At 50.3% G+C, this 24,428-nt stretch carries 23 protein-coding genes; 13 read left to right on the forward strand and 10 right to left on the reverse strand.

Annotation, left to right across the window (positions count from 1 at the left end; genetic code table 11):
* Positions 1-14: 14 nt before the first annotated feature.
* A complete protein-coding gene (locus NSQ22_RS02270; RefSeq protein WP_008881233.1) occupies positions 15-191 on the reverse strand; it encodes a hypothetical protein in 177 nt (58 codons plus the stop codon).
* Positions 192-206: 15 nt separating this feature from the next.
* Positions 207-1,052 (reverse strand): SPFH domain-containing protein, encoded by an 846-nt coding sequence (locus tag NSQ22_RS02275; RefSeq protein WP_081157241.1) that lies wholly within the window; start codon positions 1,050-1,052, stop codon positions 207-209.
* 327 nt (positions 1,053-1,379) lie between these two features.
* On the opposite strand from NSQ22_RS02275, the gene hutP reads away from it, so the two are divergent.
* From hutP to NSQ22_RS02300, 5 genes are all read left to right on the forward strand, one after another.
* Positions 1,380-1,829 carry a hut operon transcriptional regulator HutP gene (gene hutP / locus NSQ22_RS02280; protein WP_008881231.1) on the forward strand — a complete coding sequence of 150 codons (450 nt, stop codon included), beginning with the start codon at positions 1,380-1,382 and terminating at the stop codon, positions 1,827-1,829.
* A 149-nt stretch (positions 1,830-1,978) separates the two neighbouring features.
* On the forward strand, positions 1,979-3,493 hold the full coding sequence (gene hutH / locus NSQ22_RS02285; RefSeq protein WP_008881230.1) for a histidine ammonia-lyase: 1,515 nt from the start codon (positions 1,979-1,981) through the stop codon (positions 3,491-3,493).
* A gap of 95 nt (positions 3,494-3,588) precedes the next feature.
* Positions 3,589-4,851, forward strand: a complete 1,263-nt coding sequence (locus NSQ22_RS02290) for a glycoside hydrolase family 18 protein (protein ID WP_008881229.1) — start codon at positions 3,589-3,591, stop codon at positions 4,849-4,851.
* A 292-nt stretch (positions 4,852-5,143) separates the two neighbouring features.
* Positions 5,144-5,830: a TerC family protein gene (locus NSQ22_RS02295; RefSeq protein WP_008881228.1), complete on the forward strand. Its 687-nt coding sequence runs from the start codon at positions 5,144-5,146 to the stop codon at positions 5,828-5,830.
* A 42-nt stretch (positions 5,831-5,872) separates the two neighbouring features.
* Positions 5,873-6,805, forward strand: a complete 933-nt coding sequence (locus NSQ22_RS02300; RefSeq protein WP_008881227.1) for a D-2-hydroxyacid dehydrogenase — start codon at positions 5,873-5,875, stop codon at positions 6,803-6,805.
* A 46-nt stretch (positions 6,806-6,851) separates the two neighbouring features.
* Here NSQ22_RS02300 and NSQ22_RS02305 read toward each other — a convergent pair whose 3' ends face one another.
* The 4 genes from NSQ22_RS02305 to NSQ22_RS02320 all read right to left on the reverse strand — a co-directional run bounded on the left by NSQ22_RS02305 (position 6,852) and on the right by NSQ22_RS02320 (position 10,574).
* Entirely contained in the window at positions 6,852-7,574 is a 723-nt protein-coding gene (locus tag NSQ22_RS02305; RefSeq protein WP_008881226.1) for a lactate utilization protein C, read from the reverse strand.
* Entirely contained in the window at positions 7,571-9,001 is a 1,431-nt protein-coding gene (locus NSQ22_RS02310; protein WP_008881225.1) for a LutB/LldF family L-lactate oxidation iron-sulfur protein, read from the reverse strand. Before NSQ22_RS02310 ends, NSQ22_RS02305 begins: the two co-directional genes overlap by 4 nt.
* A gap of 18 nt (positions 9,002-9,019) precedes the next feature.
* On the reverse strand, positions 9,020-9,739 hold the full coding sequence (locus NSQ22_RS02315) for a (Fe-S)-binding protein (protein ID WP_008881224.1): 720 nt from the start codon (positions 9,737-9,739) through the stop codon (positions 9,020-9,022).
* Positions 9,740-9,848: 109 nt separating this feature from the next.
* Positions 9,849-10,574, reverse strand: a complete 726-nt coding sequence (locus NSQ22_RS02320) for a FadR/GntR family transcriptional regulator (protein ID WP_029761484.1) — start codon at positions 10,572-10,574, stop codon at positions 9,849-9,851.
* 307 nt (positions 10,575-10,881) lie between these two features.
* Here NSQ22_RS02320 and NSQ22_RS02325 point away from each other — a divergent pair, with 307 nt between their 5' ends.
* The 3 genes from NSQ22_RS02325 (at position 10,882) to NSQ22_RS02335 (ending at position 15,438) form a co-directional block, all read left to right on the forward strand.
* On the forward strand, positions 10,882-12,558 hold the full coding sequence (locus tag NSQ22_RS02325) for a lactate permease LctP family transporter (protein ID WP_008881222.1): 1,677 nt from the start codon (positions 10,882-10,884) through the stop codon (positions 12,556-12,558).
* Positions 12,559-12,664: 106 nt separating this feature from the next.
* Entirely contained in the window at positions 12,665-14,077 is a 1,413-nt protein-coding gene (gene glcD / locus NSQ22_RS02330) for a glycolate oxidase subunit GlcD (RefSeq protein WP_008881221.1), read from the forward strand.
* Positions 14,074-15,438: a (Fe-S)-binding protein gene (locus NSQ22_RS02335; RefSeq protein ID WP_008881220.1), complete on the forward strand. Its 1,365-nt coding sequence runs from the start codon at positions 14,074-14,076 to the stop codon at positions 15,436-15,438. The genes glcD and NSQ22_RS02335 overlap by 4 nt, the downstream gene beginning before the upstream one ends.
* A gap of 196 nt (positions 15,439-15,634) precedes the next feature.
* Here NSQ22_RS02335 and mreBH read toward each other — a convergent pair whose 3' ends face one another.
* Complete coding sequence (gene mreBH / locus NSQ22_RS02340; protein WP_008881219.1) at positions 15,635-16,642, reverse strand: rod-share determining protein MreBH; 1,008 nt, start codon at positions 16,640-16,642, stop codon at positions 15,635-15,637.
* 443 nt (positions 16,643-17,085) lie between these two features.
* Complete coding sequence (locus tag NSQ22_RS02345; protein WP_008881218.1) at positions 17,086-17,538, reverse strand: C40 family peptidase; 453 nt, start codon at positions 17,536-17,538, stop codon at positions 17,086-17,088.
* 340 nt (positions 17,539-17,878) lie between these two features.
* Here NSQ22_RS02345 and NSQ22_RS02350 point away from each other — a divergent pair, with 340 nt between their 5' ends.
* The 4 genes from NSQ22_RS02350 to NSQ22_RS02365 all read left to right on the forward strand — a co-directional run bounded on the left by NSQ22_RS02350 (position 17,879) and on the right by NSQ22_RS02365 (position 22,214).
* Positions 17,879-20,332, forward strand: coding sequence for an EAL domain-containing protein (locus NSQ22_RS02350; RefSeq protein ID WP_029761483.1), 2,454 nt, complete (start codon positions 17,879-17,881; stop codon positions 20,330-20,332).
* 1 nt (position 20,333) lies between these two features.
* Positions 20,334-20,705 (forward strand): DnaJ family domain-containing protein, encoded by a 372-nt coding sequence (locus NSQ22_RS02355; protein ID WP_008881216.1) that lies wholly within the window; start codon positions 20,334-20,336, stop codon positions 20,703-20,705.
* A gap of 202 nt (positions 20,706-20,907) precedes the next feature.
* Positions 20,908-21,471 carry a hypothetical protein gene (locus NSQ22_RS02360; protein ID WP_008881215.1) on the forward strand — a complete coding sequence of 188 codons (564 nt, stop codon included), beginning with the start codon at positions 20,908-20,910 and terminating at the stop codon, positions 21,469-21,471.
* A 101-nt stretch (positions 21,472-21,572) separates the two neighbouring features.
* The gene (locus NSQ22_RS02365) at positions 21,573-22,214 is read left to right on the forward strand and encodes an NAD(P)-dependent oxidoreductase (protein ID WP_008881214.1); all 642 of its coding nucleotides are present in this window, start codon (positions 21,573-21,575) and stop codon (positions 22,212-22,214) included.
* 189 nt (positions 22,215-22,403) lie between these two features.
* On the opposite strand, the gene bshB2 is transcribed toward NSQ22_RS02365, so the two are convergent.
* Positions 22,404-23,057, reverse strand: coding sequence for a bacillithiol biosynthesis deacetylase BshB2 (gene bshB2 / locus NSQ22_RS02370; RefSeq protein ID WP_029761481.1), 654 nt, complete (start codon positions 23,055-23,057; stop codon positions 22,404-22,406).
* A gap of 13 nt (positions 23,058-23,070) precedes the next feature.
* Entirely contained in the window at positions 23,071-23,418 is a 348-nt protein-coding gene (locus NSQ22_RS02375; protein WP_008881212.1) for a YojF family protein, read from the reverse strand.
* A gap of 163 nt (positions 23,419-23,581) precedes the next feature.
* On the opposite strand from NSQ22_RS02375, the gene NSQ22_RS02380 reads away from it, so the two are divergent.
* On the forward strand, positions 23,582-24,352 hold the full coding sequence (locus NSQ22_RS02380) for an arginase family protein (protein ID WP_008881211.1): 771 nt from the start codon (positions 23,582-23,584) through the stop codon (positions 24,350-24,352).
* Positions 24,353-24,428 lie beyond the last annotated feature (76 nt).

The following is a 24,428-nucleotide window of genomic DNA, read 5'->3' on the forward strand; positions in this document are numbered from 1 at the left end:
CCAGCCGGCGTTGGCTAGCTTCTTTGTTGATCCGTTTTCTTTTTCCCGAGCCGTCCTGCTCGCTTTGCTGCTTCCCGCAGCAAAAACTCGATATGACTGTTGACACTACGAAACTCGTCTTGCGCCCATTGCTCCAACACAGCATATAAATCATGGTCAATGCGTAAAGGAAATTGTTTTTTCTTTGTCATCGCACTCCACAACCGTTAATATAGGCTGCCCGTGTTGATCACCGGCTGGGTGGCGCGTTCGGAGACGATCGCCACCATTAAGTTATTCACCATCGCTGCCTTTCGTTCATCATCTAACTCTAAAATGTTTTCTTTGTCAAGCTGTTCAATCGCCATTTGCGCCATGGAGACGGCTCCCTGGACGATTTTTTTCCTCGCTGCCAAAATGGCAGCTGCTTGCTGGCGTTGGAGCATAGCGCCCGCAATTTCTGGGGAGTAGGCTAAGTGGGTGAGGCGTGCTTCAACCACTTCGACCCCAGCAACGCGCAGACGTTCTTGCAGTTCCGCAGCAAGCACATCAGAAATGACATCCGCGTTGCCGCGCAACGTGACTTCGTTATCGTCCTCAAACGTATCGTACGGATATTTCGTGGCGACATGGCGGATGGCCGCTTCGCTTTGAATTTCGACGAACTGTTCATAATCGTCCACATCAAACACTGCTTTGGCTGAGTCAATGACGCGGAAGACAACGACGGCGGCGATTTCGATCGGATTGCCTTGGATGTCGTTGACTTTCAGTTTGCTGCTGGTGAAGTTGCGCACGCGCAGCGACACGTTTTTCCGGACTGTGAGCGGTACGGTGAGAAACAACCCGCTGTCGCGAATTGTGCCAAAATAGCGGCCGAAAAAGGTGAGCACTTTCGCTTGATTGGGATGGACGATTGTGATGCCGGTGGCGAGCAAAACAGCAATGATGAAAAACAAAATGGCGGGCAAAAACAGCTCTTGAACGAGGAAGAAAAACCCGACAATGAGAAGCAAAACGATGCCACCGATGCCGATAAAACCATTGATATACCATGATTTCTGTTCCCTCATGATTGTCCCCCTCAACTCATATTAATTTGATATTTTAATGATATCACATATTCAATAAAATGTAAATTATGTGTTGTTGTGGATTTTTACCAAAACGATGTTTGACTGTTTCAATTAAACGTTCTTCTTCATCTGTAAGGAAAAATCAATCGAGCGTTGGCATACTCCTAATCTCTAGAAAATAGTCTCACTTGTGACGCACATGTTATGTTGATGGACCTTTATTATGATAATAAGTTAATGTGTTAAAATTTGGAAAAAGCGTTGACTCGGTTTTCCTTGCCGTCATACAATAGAAAAAAAGAGGAAATTAGGGGCAGCAACCAAATGGGGAAAGAAAAATCGGTGCGCATTGGTCGTCAGGCGCTTTTGCTGGCGATGCTTGACGAAGGAGAGGAAGGAGCAATTCTCGACGAGCTTCGGGCGAGCAACTGGCGCTATTGCCAAGGACGCGTTGGGGCGATGGAGCCGCAAAAAATCGTCGCAGCGATCGAAACGGCGGCGAAACGTCATGAAGTGGTTGACGGCAGTTTATACCGCGACATGCATGCTTTGTATCATGCCATTTTAGAGGCGGTGCACGGCGTGACGAGGGGGCAGGTTGAGTTAGGAGATTTGTTGAGAACGGCTGGCCTTCGTTTCGCTGTTGTGCGAGGAACACCGTATGAACAGCCAAAAGAAGGGGAATGGATCGCCGTCGCATTGTACGGGACGATCGGCGCTCCGGTGCGCGGGCTTGAGCACGAAGCGGTCGGGCTCGGAATCAATCATATATAGGATTGCAGGAAAGGGAGACGTGCGGCGGCTCGGACAATGAGATAGAGTAGGATCAGCCTAGAGCGATGAGTCATGAGGAGGCGAATACTGCCTGAAACGGCGGGGCGCCTCCTTTTTGTTTTTTGATATGAACGAAGGGAGATGGGTTCATGATTGTGTTGACTGGGCATTCATTAACGATTGCCGAGGCAAGACGCGTCATTTATGATAGAGAACCGGTGGCAGCTGCTTTGGAGAGCATGGAAGCGGTTCGGAAAAGTCGAGCAGCTGTGGAACAGGCGATTGCGAGCGGCAGGACGATTTATGGCGTGAATACCGGCTTTGGCAAACTTGCCGATGTGCGCATTGATGGAAGTGATCTTGAGCAGTTGCAAATCAATCTTCTCCGATCGCACGCTTGCGCAGTTGGTGAGCCGTTTGCCGAGGAAGTGGTGCGGGCGATGCTTCTTTTACGGGCGAATGCTTTATTAAAGGGATATTCCGGCATAAGGCCGGTGGTGATTGAGCGGCTGCTCGCGTTTCTTAATTCCGGTATCCATCCGATTGTTCCGCAGCAAGGTTCCCTCGGCGCCAGCGGCGATTTAGCGCCGCTTGCCCATTTGGCGTTGGCGCTTGTCGGTGAAGGGGAGGTGATGTACCAAGGGCAGCGGATGCCTGCCATCCAAGCGCTTTCGCAAGCGGGAATTCCTCCGCTCTCTCTGAAAGAGAAGGAGGGGTTGGCGCTTATTAACGGTACGCAGGCGATGACAGCTATGGGGGTGATCGCTTATCTTGAGGCGGAACAGCTTGCTTACGACAGCGAGTGGATCGCCGCGTTAACAATCGAGGCGCTTTATGGCGTGATCGATGCGTTTGATGCCCGCATCCACGAAGCCCGTGGATTTTTAGAGCAGGCGGAGGTGGCCGAGCGGCTGCGTCGCTATCTAGATGGCAGTCAGCTTATCACAAGGCAAGGAGAGCGGCGCGTGCAAGATGCGTACTCGATCCGTTGCATTCCGCAAGTGCATGGAGCATCGCTCAGAGCGCTTCGCTATGTAAAGGAAACACTTGAAATCGAAATGAACGCTGCTACGGACAATCCGCTTATTTTTGCGGACGGAGCCGTGCTCTCGGGCGGCAATTTTCACGGCCAACCTGTTGCGATCGCCATGGATTTGTTAAAAATCGCGGTGGCGGAACTGGCCAATATGAGCGAGCGGCGTATTGAGCGGCTTGTCAATCCGCAGCTTAGCGAAGGCTTGCCGCCGTTTTTAAGCCCAGAGCCAGGCCTACAGTCGGGGGCGATGATCATGCAGTACGTTGCCGCTTCGCTCGTATCAGAAAACAAGACGCTGGCCCATCCAGCAAGCGTTGATTCCATCCCGTCATCGGCCAACCAAGAAGACCATGTCAGCATGGGAACGACTGCTGCCCGTCATGCGTATCTGATCGTGCAGAATGTGAGAAAAGTATTGGCCATCGAGCTCATTTGCGCTTTACAGGCGGTAGAGGAGCGCGGCATTGATCAGCTGGCACCGTCAACAAGTCAGCTTTACCATCAGGCGCGCCGCATTGTTCCTTCCATTGTGGCGGATCGCGTGTTTTCCCGTGATATTGAAGCGGTGGATGCTTGGTTGAAGCAGCAGGCGATAAGAGACCGTTTGGCCGGCGGAGCGAGCGTGTAAAACAAGTCATAGGACAACATACGTCCTCCGGTTTGGAGCATATAGTAATATCGTCAGCCATTTTTCGCATCTAGTCATAATGGAGGCGATACAAAATGTTTACTCATACAGTCCAGCCGGGGGATACGCTGTTTTCCATCGGCCGCCGGTACGGTTATTCATTGGAAGATCTTCGTCTTGTCAACGGGATGGTGGAACCGAACATCGTCCCTGGCCAGGCGTTGCTCATCCCACTTTACACCTATACGGTGCAACCAGGGGACACGCTGACAGCCATTGCCCGGCGGTCGTTTGTCACGCTTGAACAATTGCGTGCGGCCAATCCTAATGTCAATCCAAATGCCCTGCGCCCAGGAATGAAAATCGTCATTCCCGATATCTCATGGTATCAGGCGACGACGTTCGGCTACTACGTCGTTCGCGAACCGAGTGCCGACAGGGCGATTATTCGTGATTTTGCTCCGTATTCATCGTATATCACCCTTTTTGAATATCACTTTGCCCCAAGCGGCGATATAGTGAATGAATTGAATGATGCGGCTGCTGTTGAGGAAGCATGGCGAAACCGGGTGACGCCGCTTGTTGCCATCACGAATTTAACGCCGGAGGGGTTCAGCCCAACGCTTGTCAGCCAAGTGTTGAACAATCGAGAGGCTAGGGCGAACCTCGTTGAAAACATTTTTTATTTAGTGTCGCGAAAAGGATATGGTGGGGTCAATATTGATTTTGAGCAAATTCGTGGCGAAGACCGCGATTTGTTCACTGGTTTTCTGCGCCAGCTGCGCGATCGGCTCAAGCCGGCTGGATACGTCGTAACGATCGCTGTTCCAGCGAAAACAAGCGAAGACATTCCATGGCTAAAGGGGTACGATTATGGCGGCATTGGCACGGTTGTTGATTATATGTTTATTATGGCATACGATTGGCACCATTCGGCAAGCGAGCCTGGCCCGGTGGCACCGATTGGTGGGGTGAGGGCGACGTTGCAGTTTGCTGTTGAGCGTGTCCCCCGCCAAAAAATTTTGCTAGGGCTCCCGCTGTACGGATATGACTGGATCATCCCGTATCAGCCTGGAATGCTCGCTACAGCGCGTTCCAACCAGGAAGCACTGCTTACGGCCATGCGCTATCAATCCCCTATTCAGTATTCATTGGCGGATGAATCCCCATTTTTCCGGTATACCGATGCACTCGGAAACGTTCACGAAGTATGGTTTGAAGATGTTCGAAGCATGGGACAGAAAATGAAGTTGGCTCGGCAATTTCAACTTGCCGGCGTTGGAGCATGGCAGCTCACACTTGGATTTGCCCCAGGGCCGTGGCTGCTGCGTAAGTTTTTTACGGTTCGAAAAGTTTGATTTGATGGTCTAGCACCGCCAAGCCAGTGAAAATGATAGAAGGCTGGCAGTGCATATATCTTTGTCACTTTGAATCAACTTTTCTCGCTTTCTTGGCAAACAGCTACCCCTGGAGCTGTTGCCATTTTTTTGAGGATGTATCGGCCAAGCCATCCTATTCCTCGAAGTTGGTGAACCGAAAAAAGCTGCAATGTCTTGCCCCCGCTCGTAGCATGGCATATTGTACGGTTGTCCCTTTCACCGATTTGCGGTAAGATGAAAAAGAAAGAAAGGGGAAAGGGTGGACAGACCATTGACAATTTCTGCCGCGGCATTATTGGCGTTATGGAAGATTATTGCGATTGATATTATTTTGTCGGGGGATAATGCGGTCGTCATTGCAATGGCGACGCGCCGGCTGCCGAAAGACCAACGGAACAAGGCGATCATTTGGGGAACGGCAGGGGCGGTGTTGCTGCGCATTTTGTTTGCGGCCATCATTGTCTTTTTGCTCAACATCCCATTCGTTCACTTCATTGGCGGGGTGCTGCTCGTATGGATTGCCTATAAAGTGCTCGTGGAGCGGGAAGAGGAGGCGAATGTCCAAGCGTCAGATCGATTGTTGAAAGCAATCATGACCATTATTATCGCCGATGCGGTGATGAGCCTAGACAATGTTGTCGCTGTCGCTGGGGCGGCTGAAGGGCACATTGGCATGCTCGCGCTCGGGGTAGCTATCAGCATCCCCATTATGATTTTTGGTTCTAAAGCGATCGTCCGGGTGATGGAAAAACACCGGTGGATTGCTTACGTTGGGTCAGGCATTTTGGCATGGACGGCCGGAAAGATGATGGTGGAGGATGAAGGAGTGCTTCACCTTCTCCATCTTTCGCACGGTCCGTTCGTTTATGCTGTTGCGGCCGGCGTGACGATTTTTGTTTTGGCTGCCGGTTACATTGCGAATAAAAAGGCAGAGCGTGAAGAGGGGACGCTCATTTAAGCAAACATGTTTTCTTCGTAGCGCAAGAGGTGGTGGGAAGCGATGGACATCCGACGCATTCTCGTGACAGGACGGCTTTATGATGAACTCGCTGCCCTTCTTCCGGACAAGCGGCCGGATAAGGAGTATCGTTTTGTGGCCGAGGAGGAGCTGAAAGCAGATGATTTTGTCTGGGCGGATGCGTACATTGGCTTTCAGCCGGCCGGGCCGTTTTCGCTGGCCAATTTACGTTGGGTGCATTCACTCGGCGCCGGGGTCGATGCGTTTTTATGGGGGCGCGAGTGGAATCGAAACGTCCTGTTGACAAGGACAATCGGCACGTTTGGGGAGCAGATCGCGGAATATTGCCTCAGCTACTTGCTGCGTGATGCTCAATGCCATGACGTTTATGCGTGGTATCAAGAGCAGCGGCAATGGAAGCCGATCGCACCGAAGCGGCTCGGTGAACAGCGGATCGTCATTTACGGGACGGGAGAAATCGGCCGGCGCATTGCCGAAACGCTGCGGCTGTTTGGCGTTTCTCCCATTGGTATCTCGCAAAGCGGGAAAGCGTCAGCGCCGTTCTCTGCCGTTTATCGTCCTGAGGAGGCCGAGGAAGCGCTGGCGGTGGCGGATTGGGTGATCGCCGCGCTTCCGCTAACAGCGGAAACACATCACCTCTTTGACGAAACGTTTTTTTCCCGTCTCCACAATGCGGGCTTTATCAATGTCGGGCGTGGGGCGACGGTCGATGAAACGGCGCTTGTCGGCGCGTTGGAGAACCGAAATATCCGTCTCGCTGTGCTCGATGTGTTCGAAGAAGAGCCGCTGCCACCGCATTCGCCGCTATGGGAGCATCCGAACGTCCTCATCACGCCTCATATCGCGGCGCTTACATCGACCGAAGATGCTGTCCGCAGCATTTTAGACACGCTTCGTTGCATCGAAGCGGGTACACCGCTTAACAATGTGGTCGATGTCAGCCGACAATATTGAAGGAAAGAACGGTGCCCGATTCAAAAGGGGCACCGTTTCGTTTTGGTCAACGGTCGGTGACGACGATATACGCCGCTTTCATTGGCCCGTGGACGCCAACGACCAAGTTCATTTCAATGTCGGCTGAATTGCTCGGGCCGGTGATGAAGTTGATGCATGATGGAACGACGGCGCCTTTTTCGATTTGCTCGTGAATGTAGGCTGCAGCTTGCGTCATGCGCGGCACGACAGAGCTTTTTGGAACGATGGCGATATACGTCTTTGGCAAAAAGTGAATGGTCCGTCCTTGCTCATTACGGGAAAACAACACGACCGTCCCCGATTCGGCGAGGGTGATTTCGCTAAAAGCGATGCCGACGTTTGCCTGTTCAGCCGCATCAATATTTTGGCGCCCAAGCGACGAATTCCAAACGTGAACGGCGGTTTGTTCGGCTGGCCATTCGTCGTGAAGCAAGGCGGATAGCCCGTACTCGGCAAAGCGCGGGTCATCGGGAACGATGACTGGACCGCCACCATAGGCCGCCACTTGTTGTTTGAGTGCACCGGCCAGTTCGCTGCTTGTCGTCTCGATATAATCCGTATGAATCAGTTTGCACTGTTCACGGAGTGCTGACAATAAGTCGTCCTGGCTATAGCCGGCGAACACTGTCCATTGCGGCGCATAATCCCATTGTGGTTGGGAGACGCCGGACAGGCGCGGGCTTCTCCCAAGGCGTTTGGCGATATTTTGTAAAAACGCGTCACGGTTTTGAATCGTACCACGCGTCATGATGGATTTCCTCCTTTTTGACGATTGCGGAACCAGTCACGGAATCGTTCGTTGTTCGGTGCGGGAAACACGCGGCTTTCCGTCCATGCTTTCAGCGGGCCGGGGCCTTTCGTGATACGCCCGTCTTCAGCAAACGGGGCGAAGGCGCTTGGCGCCAATTTCGTGCCGAAACGGTACAATGACGGTGAAGCGGTTCCGAGGCGAAACGCCTTCATTGCCAATTTTTCTGCGACCGGCGCTTTTCCTTCCCTCTCGACGATGATTTGGCGATGTTTGATCAACAGTTCATGAAGTGGAATTTTCACCGGGCACACTTCCGTACAGGCGGCGCAAAGGGAGGACGCGTATGGAAGCTCTTTGTAGTCGTCATACCCCCCTAAAAGTGGTGACAAGACCGCGCCGATCGGGCCGGAGTAAATCGAGCCGTATGAATGGCCACCAATATGGCGGTATACTGGACAGACGTTGACACAGGCGGCGCAACGGATGCATTGCAGCACCGGCTGAAACTCCGTACCTAAGATCGATGAGCGTCCGTTGTCAACGATGACAAGATGGAACTCTTCAGGTCCGTCGGCGTCGCCTTGCTCGCGTGGACCGGTGAGGACAGTGATGTAGCTTGTCAATTTTTGCCCGACGGCGCTGCGCGTCAACATGCTGACGAGTACTTCCATTTCCTTGAATGTCGGAACGATCCGCTCCATTCCCATCACTGTGATTTGTGTTTTGGGCAAAGACGTCACCAAATCAGCGTTGCCTTCGTTTGTGACGAGCGTGATCGAGCCCGATTCGGCGATGGCGAAGTTGCAGCCGGTGATGCCGATGTCAGCGGTTAAATAGTCGCGCCGCAGCGTTTCACGAGCATGACGCGCAAGTTCAACTGGATCGGACGACTTATTGTAGCCGAGCTTGCGGTGGAAGACGTCACGAATTTGCTCTTTGTTTTTATGAAGCGCCGGGCCGACGATATGTGACGGTGGGTCATGGTCGTCAATTTGTAAAATGTACTCACCGAGATCTGTTTCGACGACGTCACAGCCGATGGCTTCAAGCACCGGGTTTAAGTTGATTTCTTCGGTCACCATCGATTTTGATTTGACAATTTTTTTCGCTTGTTTTTCCAAAGCGATGCGTCGGATGTAATCGTTCGCCTCTTCGGCTGTCTGGGCGAAAAAGACATGCCCGCCCCGTTTGGCAACGTTTTCACTGAGCTGCATTAAATAATAGTCCAAGTTTTCGAGAGTATGCTTTCGAATTTGTTCAGCGAGCGAGCGCCACTCCTCCCAATGGCCGAGTTCTTCGATGACGCCAAGCCGCCGCACATAGCCGCGGTCTTGCATGCCAGCGACTGCCCCGCGCATAAAGTCATTTTGTAAATTTTCTTCGACCCGTTTCCAAAACGGCCCGTTTTCGATTTTCATTGGCATCTTCGTTCCCCCCCTTTTTTAGTTGCGATGATTTAATACTTCGGCGATATGCATGACGCGAATCGGTTTGCCGACCCGTCCGATGCGTCCCCCGATGTTCATTAAACAGCCGCAGTCGGCGCCGATTAAGTAGTCGGCCTTCACTTCTTCGATATGCTCGATTTTTTCATCAACCATTTGTTCAGAAATCGGACCCATTTTAACGGAAAAGGTGCCGCCGAATCCACAGCATTGATGAGCGTTAGGCAGCGGAACAAGTTCAAGTCCTTTGACATGTTCTAACAGGCGGAGTGGGGCTTCTTTTTCGCCAAGGAGCCGCGTCATATGACAAGACGTATGGTATGTCGCCCGCCCAGGAAGTGAGGCACCGACATCTTCAACTCTCAACACGTTGACGAGAAATTGCGTCAGCTCGTATGTTTTCGCCGCTAGGCGCTTTGCTTCCTCTTCCCATTCCGGATCACCACGGAAGATGTGTGGATATTCTTTTAACATTGCTGCACACGAACCGGACGGGGTGACGACGTAGTCCGCATCGGCGAACGCACGCATCATTTGTTTCATCGCTTCTTTTGCATCTTTGATATAGCCGCTGTTATACGCCGGCTGCCCACAGCACGTTTGCGCCTCCGGAAAGTCAATCTCACAACCGAGCCGTTCAAGCAGTTCGACGGTCGCCTTGCCGACATTCGTATAAAAAAGATCAATGAGGCATGTGACGAATAACGATACTTTCACTTACTCTCCCTCCTATTTTATCTAGCAGAGTGAACAGGTCATCTGATGACTATATGTCTATTATAAATGATTTTTTCAGATTTGTAGTTCTTTTTTGTAAAAAATGCACTCAGTTTGACTGCTGAGTGCGAATGTAGCGATACAACACGTTTTCGACATTAGTCAAATGCTCAAGCATGCGCGTCCGAGCTTCGTCTGGATTTTGTTCGCGAATGGCTTCGAAAATGGCTTGGTGTTCAGCAAGTAGCTTTTCGGTCGTCGTTTGTTTCGAAAACAGCCAAATGCGGCGCGTTTCTCGCATCGTTTCGACGATCATGCCCGATACGCTGTTCATGATGCTTGTGAGCATCGGATTTTGTGACGCGGCCGCAATGGCCATATGGAATGCGAAATCTGCTTTCTCGCCAAGCTCATCGCTGCCAATCCCTTCTTTCATTTGCCGAAGGGCTTCCATCATCGCTTTAAGATCACGGTCTGTCCGCTTCGTAGCAGCGAGCGAGGCGGCGCCTGCCTCAAGAAGCTTGCGTACTTCAAGCAAATGCCAAATATCTTCCTTGTTCATTAAGACGGCAATCGATAACGGAAACGTCATCATTGTCGGATCGAACTCACGTACGTACGTTCCTTCTCCTTGTTTGAGTTCGATTAGCCCCATCGCTTTCAAAGCAGTGAGTGCCTCGCGAATGGCGGCCCGTCCGACTTGAAACTGTTCGGCCAGCTGTTGGACGGAATCGAGTTTATCGCCAGGCTTTAGCACGCCGTTTTTAATCATGTCGAAAATAGCTTCGGCCACTTCTTCATAAATTTTTTTTGTTTTAATCTGCTTAAACATCAATGGATCCACCTCAATACGATAAAGTAGATTCCCGATTGTAGGGAAGACATATTCTGCACTGTCTATTATGATATAGCATCATGGTAAGAGACAAGCGCTATTTGTTGCTAGCAGAAGAGCACAACGAATAGAAAGTTCAAAAAATTTAAAAACAACTATTGTCTTTTAAAGAAAACGCTTTTATAATTTGAGACAGACGACGTTTCTTATCTGGTCATCTGATGACTGGAAGAGTGAAATAAAAAGATGAGAGGCCGATCATTGATAAACGTCGTTAAGCCAGTCGCAAAGGGGAGGGGAAAACCGCATGCAGTGGAAGCAAGATTTTACACCGATTGCTGACCAGTTATGGTTGTCGGCCATTGTCGCACTCATTCCGATTTTGTATTTCTTTTGGGCGTTGGCTGTCAAACGGATGAAAGGGCATGTTGCAGGGCTGACGACGTTGCTGCTTGCAGTTGTTCTGGCTGTAATCGCTTACAGAATGCCGGCTGGAAAGGCAGTCATGTCGGTGACGCAAGGCGCGGTGTACGGATTGTTGCCGATCGGTTGGATCATCATTACGTCTGTCTTTTTATATAAGCTGACAGTGAAAACCGGCCATTTTGACATTATTCGTAACTCCGTCGTTTCGCTTACCGAAGACCGACGACTGCAGGCGTTGCTCATCGCTTTTTCGTTTGGAGCATTTTTGGAAGGGGCAGCCGGGTTTGGTGCACCGGTAGCGATTTCGGCAGCACTTCTTGCCGGGTTAGGGTTTAATCCGCTTTACGCTGCGGGCATCTGTTTGATTGCCAATACGGCACCGGTCGCGTTCGGGGCGGTCGGGATTCCGATCATCTCGATGGAAGGGCCGACCGGCGTGCCGGCGATGGAAATTTCGAAAATGGTTGGGCGACAGCTCCCGTTTTTATCGGTGTTCATTCCGTTCTACCTTGTACTGATTATGGCGGGATGGAAAAGAACCATTGAGGTGTTGCCAGCGATTATCGTTTCTGGTGTTTCGTTTGCGTTGACGCAATACTTATCGTCAAACTTTTTAGGGCCGGAGCTGCCGGACATTTTGTCTTCGCTCGTTTCGATCGTCGCGTTGGCTGTTTTTTTGAAATATTGGAAGCCGCGAAGCACATTCCGCTTTGCGACGGAATCGGAGGTAGCGGTCGCCGGCCAAGTGGCTCGTGCGACGCACAGCAGCGGAGAGGTGTTCCGGGCGTGGTCGCCGTTTCTCGTGCTGACGGCGTTGATCTCGCTTTGGGGCATTCCGCAAGTGAAGGCGGCTCTTACCGGTCATTATGAAGGGACAAACAGCTTGCTGAAGTTTGTCAACATCATCGGCTCGCATTTGACATTTGCGCCGCCGGTACCGGGCTTGAACAACCAAATTTTAGATGCGAATGGCCAACCAATTGCCGCTGTGTATAAGCTGGAGTTGCTCGGTGCAGCGGGAACGGCTATTTTGCTGGCGGCGGTTGTGACGAAGTTTATTGTTAACATTTCGTGGAAAGACTGGGCGCAAACGTTTGTGGAAACGCTGAGTGAGCTGAAATATCCGATTGTCACCATCGCTTCGGTCGTTGGCTTTGCCTATATTGCCAACTCATCGGGCATGAGTACGACACTTGGGATGGCGCTGGCGAAAACAGGTCCGCTCTTTCCTTTCTTCTCACCATTTTTAGGTTGGCTAGGCGTGTTTATTACCGGTTCCGATACGTCGTCGAACTTATTGTTCGGCAACTTGCAAAAAGTGACGGCGACATCGATTGGCATGGAACCCGTACTGGCGTTGGCAGCCAACTCGTCCGGCGGGGTCGTCGGGAAAATGATTTCGCCGCAGTCGATCGCTGTTGCCTGTGCAGCCGTTGGCTTGACTGGCAAAGAATCCGACTTATTCCGCTTCACAGTCAAACATAGCTTATTCTTAATCATCTTGATTGGCATTATTGTTTACTTGCAATCGACGGTATTGTCATGGATGATTCCATAACGGTAACGGAGGGGGACGAGGCTTGGCGAAGGTGGGCAAGAGGCGCCAAGCCCGGCCCCTTTTCCGCTGTCCATGAGCATCAACCACTTTGGAAGAGGTGAGACAGTTGATTCCAAACGAAGCGAAAAAACGGTTGATTCAAATTGTCGGAGCGGAAAATTACGATGATACGAAGGCTGGGCGGCTCGTTTATTCCTACGATGCGACGCCACAGTTCCAATCGCTTCCCGATGCAGTTGTTGCACCCCGAAATACACAAGAGGTGGCGGAAATTGCGAAAATTTGCAATGAATATCGAATTCCGATCGTACCGCGTGGATCGGGAACGAACCTTTGTGCGGGTACATGTCCAGTTGAAGGCGGTATCGTCCTGCTGTTTAAACATATGAACCGCATTTTAGAAATTGATGAAGAAAACTTGACGGCGACTGTTCAACCAGGGGTGATCACGCTCGACCTCATGAGAGCCGTTGAGGAAAAAGGGTTGTTTTATCCACCAGATCCCGGGTCGATGAAAATCTCGACGATCGGCGGCAACATTAGTGAAAATTCCGGCGGCTTGCGAGGTCTCAAATATGGAGTGACACGCGATTATGTACTCGGATTAGAAGTCGTCTTGGCAAATGGCGATGTCATCCGCACGGGCGGCAAGCTGGCAAAAGATGTGGCTGGCTATGACTTAACTCGTCTGCTTGTCGGAGCGGAAGGGACGCTTGGCATTGTTACCGAAGCAACGTTGAAACTGATCCCCATGCCAGAGACGAAACAGACGATGCTTGCTCTTTACCAAGATTTAGAGGCAGCTGCCCGTTCTGTATCGAAAATCATTGCCAATCAAATCATCCCCGCAACGCTTGAGTTTTTAGACCAACCGACGTTGGAAGTTGTTGAGGACTACGCTCGCATCGGTTTGCCGACCGATGTGAAAGCCGTTTTGCTCATTGAACAGGATGGGCCAAAAGAAGTCGTGGAACGCGATATGAAAAAGATGGCTGATATTTGCCGCTCAGAGCAAGCTGTGTCTGTTGAACTTGCCCGCTCAGAGGAAGAGGCTGAGGCGCTGCGGACAGCGAGACGAGCGGCGTTATCGGCACTGGCTCGCTTGAAACCGACGACGATTTTAGAAGATGCGACCGTGCCACGTTCGGAAATTGCAAAAATGGTGAAAGCCATCAATGAGATCGCAGCGAAATATCAACTCAAAATTTGTACGTTCGGACATGCTGGCGATGGCAACTTGCATCCAACCTGTCCGACCGATGCCCGCAACCGCGAGGAAATGGAGCGGGTAGAAAAAGCGTTTGAAGAAATTTTCGCCAAAGCGATTGAATTAGGAGGAACGATCACTGGTGAACACGGTGTCGGAGCGATGAAAGCACCGTATCTGGAATGGAAGCTTGGACCGGCTGGCATTGCTGCCATGAAAGCGATCAAACAGGCGCTCGACCCGAACAACATTATGAATCCAGGCAAAGTGTTCGCTAAAAGCACGAGAAAACGGGTGGTGGTGACACGATGACAACGAAGACAGAACAAGCGCACATTCAAAAAGCGTTTCAAGAACGGATGGATGAGGATGAATTAATGAACTGCATGCGCTGTGGTTTTTGTTTGCCGTCGTGTCCAACATACATTGAATCCGGACAGCAAGAAACCCAGTCGCCGCGCGGCCGGATCGCCTTAATGAAAGCAGTTGTGGATGGGCTGATCGAGCCGGATGAGGAAGTCGAGCGGTCGCTTAGCTTATGTTTAGGCTGCCGGGCATGTGAACAAGTTTGTCCGTCTGGCGTCCGCTATGGCCATTTGCTTGAAGAGGCGCGCAATATTATCGCGCAGCACAAGCGAATGCCGCTTCACGTCCGTCTTGTGCGCAAGCTTGTATTTGCCGGGCTGTTTCCATATCAAGAGCGAATGCGAAAGGCGACCGCATTTCTCGGTTGGTATCAGCGTTCCGGCTTGCGGGCAATTGTCCGCAAAACTGGTCTGCTTCGCCTGTTGCCGGCATCGTTCCGGCAAATGGAGCGCGTGCTGCCGGACGTGCCGACGGCAAAAGAGATGAAAAATCGGCCACATCGCCTGAATCCGGATGAGCCAGCAAAAAAACGAGTCGCTTTTTTCACCGGCTGTTTGATGGATACGATGTTTATGACAACAAACGATGCGACGATGCGTCTATTGCAGCTCGCCGGCTGTGAAGTCATCATTCCGCCATCTCAAGGTTGCTGTGGAGCGTTGCACGGTCATGGGGGGGAAAAAGAGATGGCGAAAGAGTTAGCGAAACGAAATATTGCTGCTTTTGAACAGTTGGACGTCGACTATATTGTGACGAACGCAGGCGGTTGTGGTGCGTTTTTGCTTGAATACGATCACTTGCTGAAGGACGATCCAGAATGGTGCGATCGGGCGGCGGCGTTTGCCGCGAAGATCAAAGATGTCTCTGAAGTGCTTGTCGAACTCGAGTTTCATCAACTGCCGCTTCGCGTTGCGCCGCAAACGATCACCTACCAAGATTCGTGCCATTTGCGAAACGTGATGAAAACAGCATCAGCTCCGCGCCGCCTGCTGCGAGCGATTGAAGGGGCTGAGTTTCGTGAAATGAAAGATGCCGATCGCTGCTGTGGTTCGGCCGGCATTTACAATCTCGTTGAGCCAGAAATGTCGATGCAAATTTTAGATTATAAAATGGAAATGGCGAAACAAACGAAAGCCACGACGATCGTCACCGCGAATCCAGGGTGTTTGCTGCAAATGAAGCTTGGCATCGAGCGAGCCGGGTTGACAGAAAGCGTCCGTGCGGTCCATATTGTGGATTTGTTGCTTGAGGCGGCTGAAGGAGCACAAGCAGTAAGAGAGGAAGAACGCATCCGGCAAACGTCGTAATGCGAGGTCGGTGTAAACCTTTCCGTGTGGATCGGCGGCTCCAACGCGACGAAAGCACGAAGGCAACTGTTCATTCATATGAAAATGAAAACCCCCGCGTCCATGGCGGGGGTTTTCATGATGAATGGTAAAGTATCCATCCGTACAAGTGGTCGACCATTTGTTTTTTGTCGATGGCTAGAGGGAGCCTAGCTCGTTACAGCGCTGTGCTGAGCCGTTTCGGTATCGCCTGCAACGCTTTTCCGGTGCCGATGGCGACCGCCTCAGCTGGGTTTGGCGCCACATGCACCGGCACGTGCAGTGTAGCACTTAGCCATTGCTCAATGCCGTGAAGCAAGGCTCCTCCTCCAGTGAGAACAATGCCGCGGTCGATAATATCGCCGCTTAGTTCGGCCGGGCACTCTTCAAGGACAGAACGAATGGCTTCGGCAATTTGCAGAAGCGATTCTTTGATGGCCTGTTGTACTTCAGCCGGATCAAGGGAAACGGCTTTAAGAAATCCAGTAACAAAATCACGGCCGTGAATGGTCATCGGTTGCGTCAAGCTAGTTCCCGGAGCACTGCCAATTTCGATTTTCACTTGTTCAGCTGTTTGTTCGCCAATTAACAAATTGTAGCGTTGGCGAACATATTGCATAATGTCTTCGTCAAGCTGGTTGCCGCCGATACGAAGCGACTGACAAGCAACAACGCCGCCAAACGAGATAATCGCAGCTTCCGTTTTGCCGGCTCCTAAATGTACGATGACGTTGGCGACAGGTTCGCCCACCGGCAAATCAGCTCCAATAGCCGCTGCGACTGGCTCTTCGATGAAATGAATATGCTTCGCTCCACAATGTTTGGCGATTTCATAAAAAGAGCGGCGTTCGACGGAGGTGGCGTGAAACGGAACGCTCATAACGATGCTCGGTTTTTTGAAGGAGAGGCCGAGCTGTCTGCTGGATTGTTTGAAGACTTGTTGCAACAACGCTTTTGCTTGGTCAAAATCAGCGATAACGCCATTTCGCAGTGGATAGGTGACCTCGACATGAGCCGGAGCTTTGCCGATCATTTGCTTTGCTTTTTGGCCGATCGCCATCAGCTTGTCCGCTTGACGGTTATAGGCGATCGCTGCCGGTTCGTCAAAAAGAAGCCCCTTCGTTTGACTAAACAGCCGGACATTCATTGTCCCTAAATCGATGCCCAGCTCTGAGGAAGCGAACAATGAAAACACCTGCCTTTATCAAAAATCGATGAACGGACAACAAATCATCATCTATAAACATTCGACATATGTCGTTGATTTATGACGGTTATGTTAGATGCATACAAGAGAATTGCTTATGTGGCATATTTATGATTCTTCGAAAAGCATCGTTGCGGGCACATGCAAGGTTCGTGAATTAGCCGGTCTCTGTTTTTGGATGAATTCACTTCACTTATCAGACGATAGGGAAAGGAATGCAAAAAAATTTTTATTTTCATGTATAAAAAACGAAAAGGGAGGAAATGAATAATAGCGTAACGTTTTCCAAGTATTCCCCCGATCCCCTATGAATATATATTGGGCTCTCCGATTGTGGAGAGCCGCTTTTTTTGGCCATAATAAAACTCCCTGCCTATTAGGCGAGCCTAATAGGACAGAGAGCTCTTCGTTCACTGAAACCATTACAACCGTTTAGCTCCGACATATTTCGTTTTCCAGTAGGAGCTGTTTAAATTATCAATTTTAACACCGCGCGAAACGGCATGGATGACTCGGTTGTTTCCAATGTAAATCGCAACATGGGAAACGCCTTTTGTTCGTTTCGAAGTGTTAAAGAACACTAAATCTCCCGGTTTTAAATTCGACTTATGTACATACTTACCTTTTTTATACATTTCTTTGGAAGAACGGGGCAAAGTAACGCCCACTTTTTTATGTGTGTAATAAACAAACCCGGAGCAATCGAATCCTTTTGGTGTTGTGCCGCCATACCGATAAGGAGTGCCGATGAGCTTTTTGGCTTCAGCGATCAGGCGTGTTTTATTAGCTGCTGCACTGGTGTCAGAAACGTTTACAAACAAGGAGGAAAATAGGACAATCATAGACAGAGACAAAAGAGTAAGCCATTTTTTCATTTTCCCTAAACCCCCGACAAGATCTCTTTCGATTCGACATCATTTGACTATAGTATAACAGAGGAAAACAGTCTTGTTTTTTACAGTTGAATTAAATAATGTTACAATGAGATTACAAACATAAGACCTAGTAATAATGGTTTATGTTAATCTTTTTTCTGTGTTCTTTTCGAGATATGGTGCTTATATATCCATATTTTTTTGGTTCTATAGTCCTATGGTAAGCTTGAGTGTATGTCGGAAGTTGTCGAACGAATAGGAACGGCGGAGGGAAGCGAGTTGGGAGAACTAACTTTATAATGAAAGAAGCGCGTCGAAAAATCTATGACGGTGATGATTGATGTCGAATAAATTCGAATATCTTGTATACATATTAGGAGTTCTCTTGACAGCTAGTGCTGTTTATATGTATGCCCATCGGATGGCAAAGCAGCACGGGGCATTGTCACCATGGAGCGCAGCACCGAAGCTGACTGCCGCCTTCTTTATATGTTCACTCTTTCTTTTAGGCGGCGGAATAGCCTGGATTGATGAAGCGGAGAACCGCGAATATGGTGAATACAAGGAAAGCGCGAAGCAAATCGCCGGCATGATTGCCAGTGATTTGGCCGCCAGGGGACATGAGCAGCTTGATGAAAACGCGGATCGTCTGCCTGTGTATCATTCGATCCTAGCTGCACTTGGACGATGGCAGCAACACGGCCTCGTGCGTAGTGTATATACGTTAAAAAAGAACGAGCACGGCGAGTTGTATGTTGTTGTGGCTCCAGCGGTCGATGGCAGCCGGAGCGGCCGCATCGACGGAAAACATGAGCAGGCTGTTCCGCCCGGGACGATTTACCGTCATGCTTTTGCAGAAATAGAGGAAGCGTTTCGCGGCCGATTTGCAATGGAAAAGCATCCGAGGGCGGACGGATCCGGGAAAAGCATCAGCACATTTATGCCGATTCATGGGCTTGACGGGACAGTAAACGCAGTCGTCGGCATCGATTATGATGCGAAGGTATATGAGCGGCGCTTGAAAAAAGAGCGGCAAAAGGCAGCAGCAATCATGATGATGATTTATTTCATTGCCGTCTCCATTTATTTGTTGGTGCTGCATCGACAAATAGGACGGAAGGTGTTGGCCGCCCATAAAAAAACGCTAGCGGCGAACGAGCAGCGATTGCGGCAGTTGGCAGAAATGACGATGGAAGGAGTCATCGTGTGTGCCTCCGGGAAAATTGTCGAGGTCAACGAAGCGGCATGCCGTCTGCTTGGTTATAGGGAAAGCGAACTCGTTCACTTGCCAATCAATGATGTAGTTGTCGACGGATCAATGAGGCCGAGTTGTTCGAACAACGGGGTGGAGCGATTTGAAATCGAGCTGCGCCGAAAAGATGGAGCGGTGTTTCCGGCGGAAATCGTTCAGCATTGCTACGATGATGAAGGGCAAAAAGTAACGGTCGTCGCCGTCCGCGATTTAACGGCGCAAAAACAAAACGAAGAGCCTATGCACGATATCGTCAGCCATGACGAATTGACCGGGCTGGCGAACAAAGAGGCGATGTATAAGGTAGTGGAGCGCCGTCTTGCTGATGCAAAAAGATTTCATCGAGAAGCAGCAGTTATGCTTTTAGAGGTGACTAGCATTAAGACGATTAACGATTTTTACGGCTATGCCGTTGGAGATGAAGTGTTGCTCCATTTGGCACGTCGTTGGAGTGAGCAAGAAGGAATAACGGTCGGACGTTGGAGCGGGAATGAATTTATCGCTGTGCTGCCAGATAGCTCAAATGAAAAAGCAGAGGAAGCTGCAAAACGGTTGATTGAAGTTGCAGACGAACCGATTGCTGTTAACGGCCTTGAATTATATGTGACTGTAAACGTTGGCATCAGCGTCTATCCAAAGGATGGAGAGGAGACAAAAACGTTAATCCGCAAGGCAGATATTGCTCGCTATGAGGCGAGGGAAAAAGTGGTGAGTGATTTTCTCTTTTTCAACGAACCGATGGCTGACCGGCTGCATGAAAAGATGGCCATGGAACGTGATTTACGGCGTGCGCTTGAAAGGGAAGAGTTCGAGCTGTACTACCAGCCGCAGATTCGGCTTTATGATCGACAAGTCATTGGTATGGAAGCGCTTATTCGTTGGCGCCACCCGGAAAAAGGATTCATTCCGCCATCCCTATTTATTCCAATCGCTGAACAAACAGGAATGATTATTCGAATCAACGAATGGGTGATTCGCACCGCCTGCCAGCAAACGAAACAGCTGATCGATCAGTTTCCCCATTTGTCTGTCTCTGTCAATTTGTCGCCGTACGAATTTGAAAGCCGACGGTTTGTCGATAAGCTCGCCCGCCTGCTCGCTGACACCGGGCTGCCGCCGCACCATTTAGATCTTGAAATTACAGAGCGAATGACGATGGATACAGAGCATGCATTCGATATTTTGTCGAAACTGAAGTCGCTCGGCGTGACGATCAGCATGGACGATTTCGGCACCGGTTACAGCTCGCTCAGCTACTTGACTGATTTGCCGATCGATCGGCTGAAAATTGACCGTTCATTTGTCCAGCATATTCAAGGAAAAAAAGATGTCATCTTGCCGTCCATTATCCGCCTCGGGCATAATATAGGTGTAAAAGTATTAGCCGAAGGAGTAGAAACAGAGACCGAAGCGGCCTATTTACAAGGAAAACGGTGTGATGAAGCGCAAGGATATTACTTTTCCCCGCCGCTTCCGTATGGCGAATTTGTTCGTTTTTTAACTGAACAGCATGCGAGGCGGCAGGCACAGGAGCTGACGTAAAATGGATGGGTTTTGGCGCATTGCCGAAGAGAAAATTCGTGAAGCGATGAAAAACGGAGAGTTTGACGAGTTGCCTGGTTTTGGGAAGCCGCTTGAGCTCGAGGATGTTTCCCACATTCCGGAAGAGTTACGGATCGGGTATTTATTGCTGAAAAACGCTGGGTATGTGACGGAAGAGACGGAATTGCGAAAAGAACTGATGACGCTTGAAGATTTGCTTCGCTGTTGCGAGGATGACGAGAAAAAGAAAGAACTGATGAAAAAATGGACAGAAAAACAGCTCCGCTTTGCTGAATTAATGAAAAAACGGCAACAAACAAACTCAAAGGCACTGCGCGATTACGGGCGGCGCATTGAGGAAAAATTTCGCTAAACGTTTTCGCTCAATAAACATAGGGAGGTTCGATTTTTTGCGAGCCTCCTTATTTTTTATGCAATGATGACCAAAAAACGGGGAAAAATAGGAAGGAACGATCGTGGGAAAGGAGAGGTAGCAGCATACGCGAGGAAACTGTTAACTAAGCGAGTCTAAGTTGCCGTGAAGAAAAAACGAAAAAGAAAAGGAGTGAAAAAACGTGAAAAGCGTATGGATGGCATTTTTTGCTTCTCTTGTGCTGGCGATGCCGTCATGGGTAACTGCCGGTCATCATGAAGCCGTCAACGTTCATTTGCCGGTCGGGCATATGTGGAAGCACGGAGCGCTTGATGAACAAAAGTGGATGGAAATGGTTCAAACATATACGCCGGAGCAAGCTGGCGAGTGGAAAAAAGTACTCGACGAACGGAAAGCGCTGCGCCAACAGTTCGAGGATGAAAAAGTAAAGAAGGCAATGAAAGAAAAGTACAAGCAAATGAAAAAAGAGCGTGAAGCGGCGCTTGATCGGCTCATCGATCAGCTCGCGAACAAAAAAATAACGAAAGAACAGTTTAAGCAAGAACTGAAACAGTTACATAAAAAGAAACATTGGATGACAAAAGAAGAGAAACAGCGACTCCATATGCTTCACGAGCAAACAAGACAGGCCATGGAGAACAATGACCAAGAGGCAATGAAAAAACTGCTTCCACAATGGCTCGAGCATATGAAAAAGGAAAACGAGCGGTTGGCGAAATGTCTTCAAGAAGTCAAAGAAGGGTGATATAATGAAAGAAAAGCCGTGTTCCATGCACGGCTTCTTTTTTTATCATTGAATTGGCTGATGGAAGGGAACGAGGCTCATCGCGAGGGGAGGGGTATGTCATGGGATACCCGGTCATTCTCCATTTACGCGGCCGACGGGCGGTCGTTGTCGGCGGGGGGAAGGTGGCGGCGCGGAAAATCCGAGGACTGCTAGAGGCAGGAGCAGATGTTGTGATGGTCGCCCCTGAAGCGGAACCGGAGCTTCAAGCGTTAGCAGCAGCGGGAACGATTGTCTGGCGTATCAAGACATTTGCCCCTAGTGATTTGGAAGGGGCGTTTCTCGTCATCGCTGCGACGAACGATGACAAGGTGAACGAGGCAGTGGCACAGGCGGCAGCGCCGGGGCAACTGCTCAATGTCGTTGATGCCCCACAACGGTGTGATTTTCATGTTCCGGCGGTCATCCGCCGCGGCCCATTAACGATCGCGGTTTCGACCGAAGGAGCAAGCCCAGCGGTCGCCCGCCGCATCCGCCGCGAACTTGAAGATCAATACGGAGAAGAGTACGGGCCGTATCTCGAGTTTTTGCAGCAAGCCCGCGATATCGTGTTGCGCGAAGTCGCGGACCCCGAGGGACGAAAGCGGCTGTTTCAGGCGCTCGCTGCTGATTCGTTCCGGCAAAGCGGTCGTTGGGGCGAGGAATTTTCTCACTTATTGGCAAAGGAAAAAGAACGAAGCAGCAAGAAGGGGAGAGAACGCTGAACCTCTCGATATACACATTGTGGATGGCTTCGGTTTGCTTGCTTCCTAGCAGTCGTGAAACAAACGAGAAGAGGGTGTCCTAAAAGCAGCGGAGCACCCTTTTCAGCACTGTATAAAGCGTTGAACATCTCCGTAAGAGAATGTCTATCTCTCTTGAAAAAAGGCGACCTTTTCAACGGCTCCTTTCTGTTAATCGTCCCACCGGTACGTCCAAAACCGCTCTGTTTTCAGCCAGGCGAGCGCGTCGCCGCGCTTAGAGGCTGCCTGCATCAGCCCTTCCGTTTGGGAGCGGTGAGCGCGAATGGCGGCGAGTTTCGTATCAATCACTGAGCTAACATCGCGGACAATATCCGGCTGACCGAGGTCTTGTTCGCAGTTTTTGGAAAAGGCGACACAATAAACGGTCGGCCGTTGCTCTTTTGGCCACCGCTTCAAAGCGCGGATGACAGCAGCCCCGCATGCATCATGATCGGGGTGGACACTGTAGCCAGGATAAAATGTAATGACAAGCGACGGGTTTGTTTCTGCGACGATGGCTGCAATCCGGTCGGCAAGTTCTTCTTCATCTTCGAATTCGACGGTTTTGTCGCGATAGCCGAGCAAGCGCAAATCGTGAATACCGAGAACGCGGCATGCTTCCTCTAATTCTTGTCTGCGAATCAATGGCAATGTTTCACGATTGGCGAACGGGGGCACGCCCATATTTCTTCCCATTTCGCCAAGCGTCAAGCAAGCGTATGTCACCGGTGTGCCGCTTTGCACATACTGGGCGATTGTTCCCGAGACGCCGAACGCTTCATCGTCCGGGTGGGGAAAGACAACGAGTACATGTTGTTCGTTCATCGGACTCCCCTCCTTAGGCAAATGGCTTGTCACTCAGCTCAAGAGCGACCGCCAGTTTCCCTTCATAATCATGTCCTGCTAACAGCAATTGTCCTTCTTTCGTCCATTCCCAATGGGTTAACCCTTCAGCATACACCCAGCCGATGTCCAGCTTCAGCCCGACGCGATATGGACCTGGACCGGTGATTTTGCCGCGGGTGAAGCGGATGAGGGCGTTGCGGATGTAAGCGCCAGCGGAAAAAAAACCTTCGTTATGATGAGAAGCGTATGCTCCGTTCGTTGTTTCTAAATGAATATATATGTCGCGGTTAGCCAAGCGGTTCAGTGCCTCTTGTACAGCGGTGGTGTCGATCGGCTGCATGCAGGTCCCTCCTTTAGTTGCTTTCTATATATTGTACATGACGAGAGCATAAGAACGGAAATATTTCGTCTCTCATTGTATAATAGAAAAGGCTACATCTTGGACTCATCCACACCTTAGAGGCGTTGAATAATGATTCAGCGGAAGGAAAGGGTGAGGAGAAATGGGGTTTCAAGGTAACGGTGTCACTGTGCTCAATTTTGACGGTACGTACCGGCCACAAAAGCGGCTGTTTTGTTTTCCACACGAGTGGATTGATCTCGCTGACGTACCGGAGACAAATTTGTATTGCAGCGAAGCGGCGCTTGCCGAGATTGAAAGACGGTTACGCCGGCGGCGAACCCGTGGGGCGGTGCTGATCGGGAGCGGCAACTACCATTATGTCACGTATTTGTTGTTAAGGGAAATAAGCGAACCGTTTACGCTTGTGCTGTTTGACCACCATACGGACGCTGAACAGGACGAAAGCAGCCTCATTTCATGCGGATCGTGGGTGGCTCATGCGCTTCAGTACGCGCAGCTGCGAAAAGTTGTGATTGTTGGCCCATCATTTTCTCCGCGTAATCTCCGTTTATCTCCAAACATCACTGTTTTTCCATTTGCTGATCATGATGAATGGCCGAATGAGCTTCTGAAGGCCATCCCGACCGGAAGCGTGTATATAAGCATCGATAAAGACGTGCTTCGTCGCGAAGACGCAGTTACGAACTGGGATCAAGGAATGATGACGCTTTCTCGATTGCTCGCTTGCTTGCGTCTGCTACTATTCTATAAAAAAGTGTTGGGTGTAGACATATGCGGTGAATACCCGAAAGCCGTCATCGATGTGTTTCATCCGCTTTGCCTTGAGGCACAGTGGAAAAATGAACAGGCGAATAGTGCCATTTTAGAGACGTGTTTTCGTTACGCTACTTCCCATTTGCGTCCGGCTTAACAGGGGAATGCCTAAAAGGCCGATGAAAATCGCGGGTTCCAATCATCGATGATGGTTAAGTGTTCCAAAAATCAAA

The sequence above is a fragment of the Geobacillus sp. FSL K6-3411 genome (genome assembly GCF_037965715.1).
Taxonomy (GTDB): Bacteria; Bacillota; Bacilli; order Bacillales; family Anoxybacillaceae; genus Geobacillus; species Geobacillus thermodenitrificans.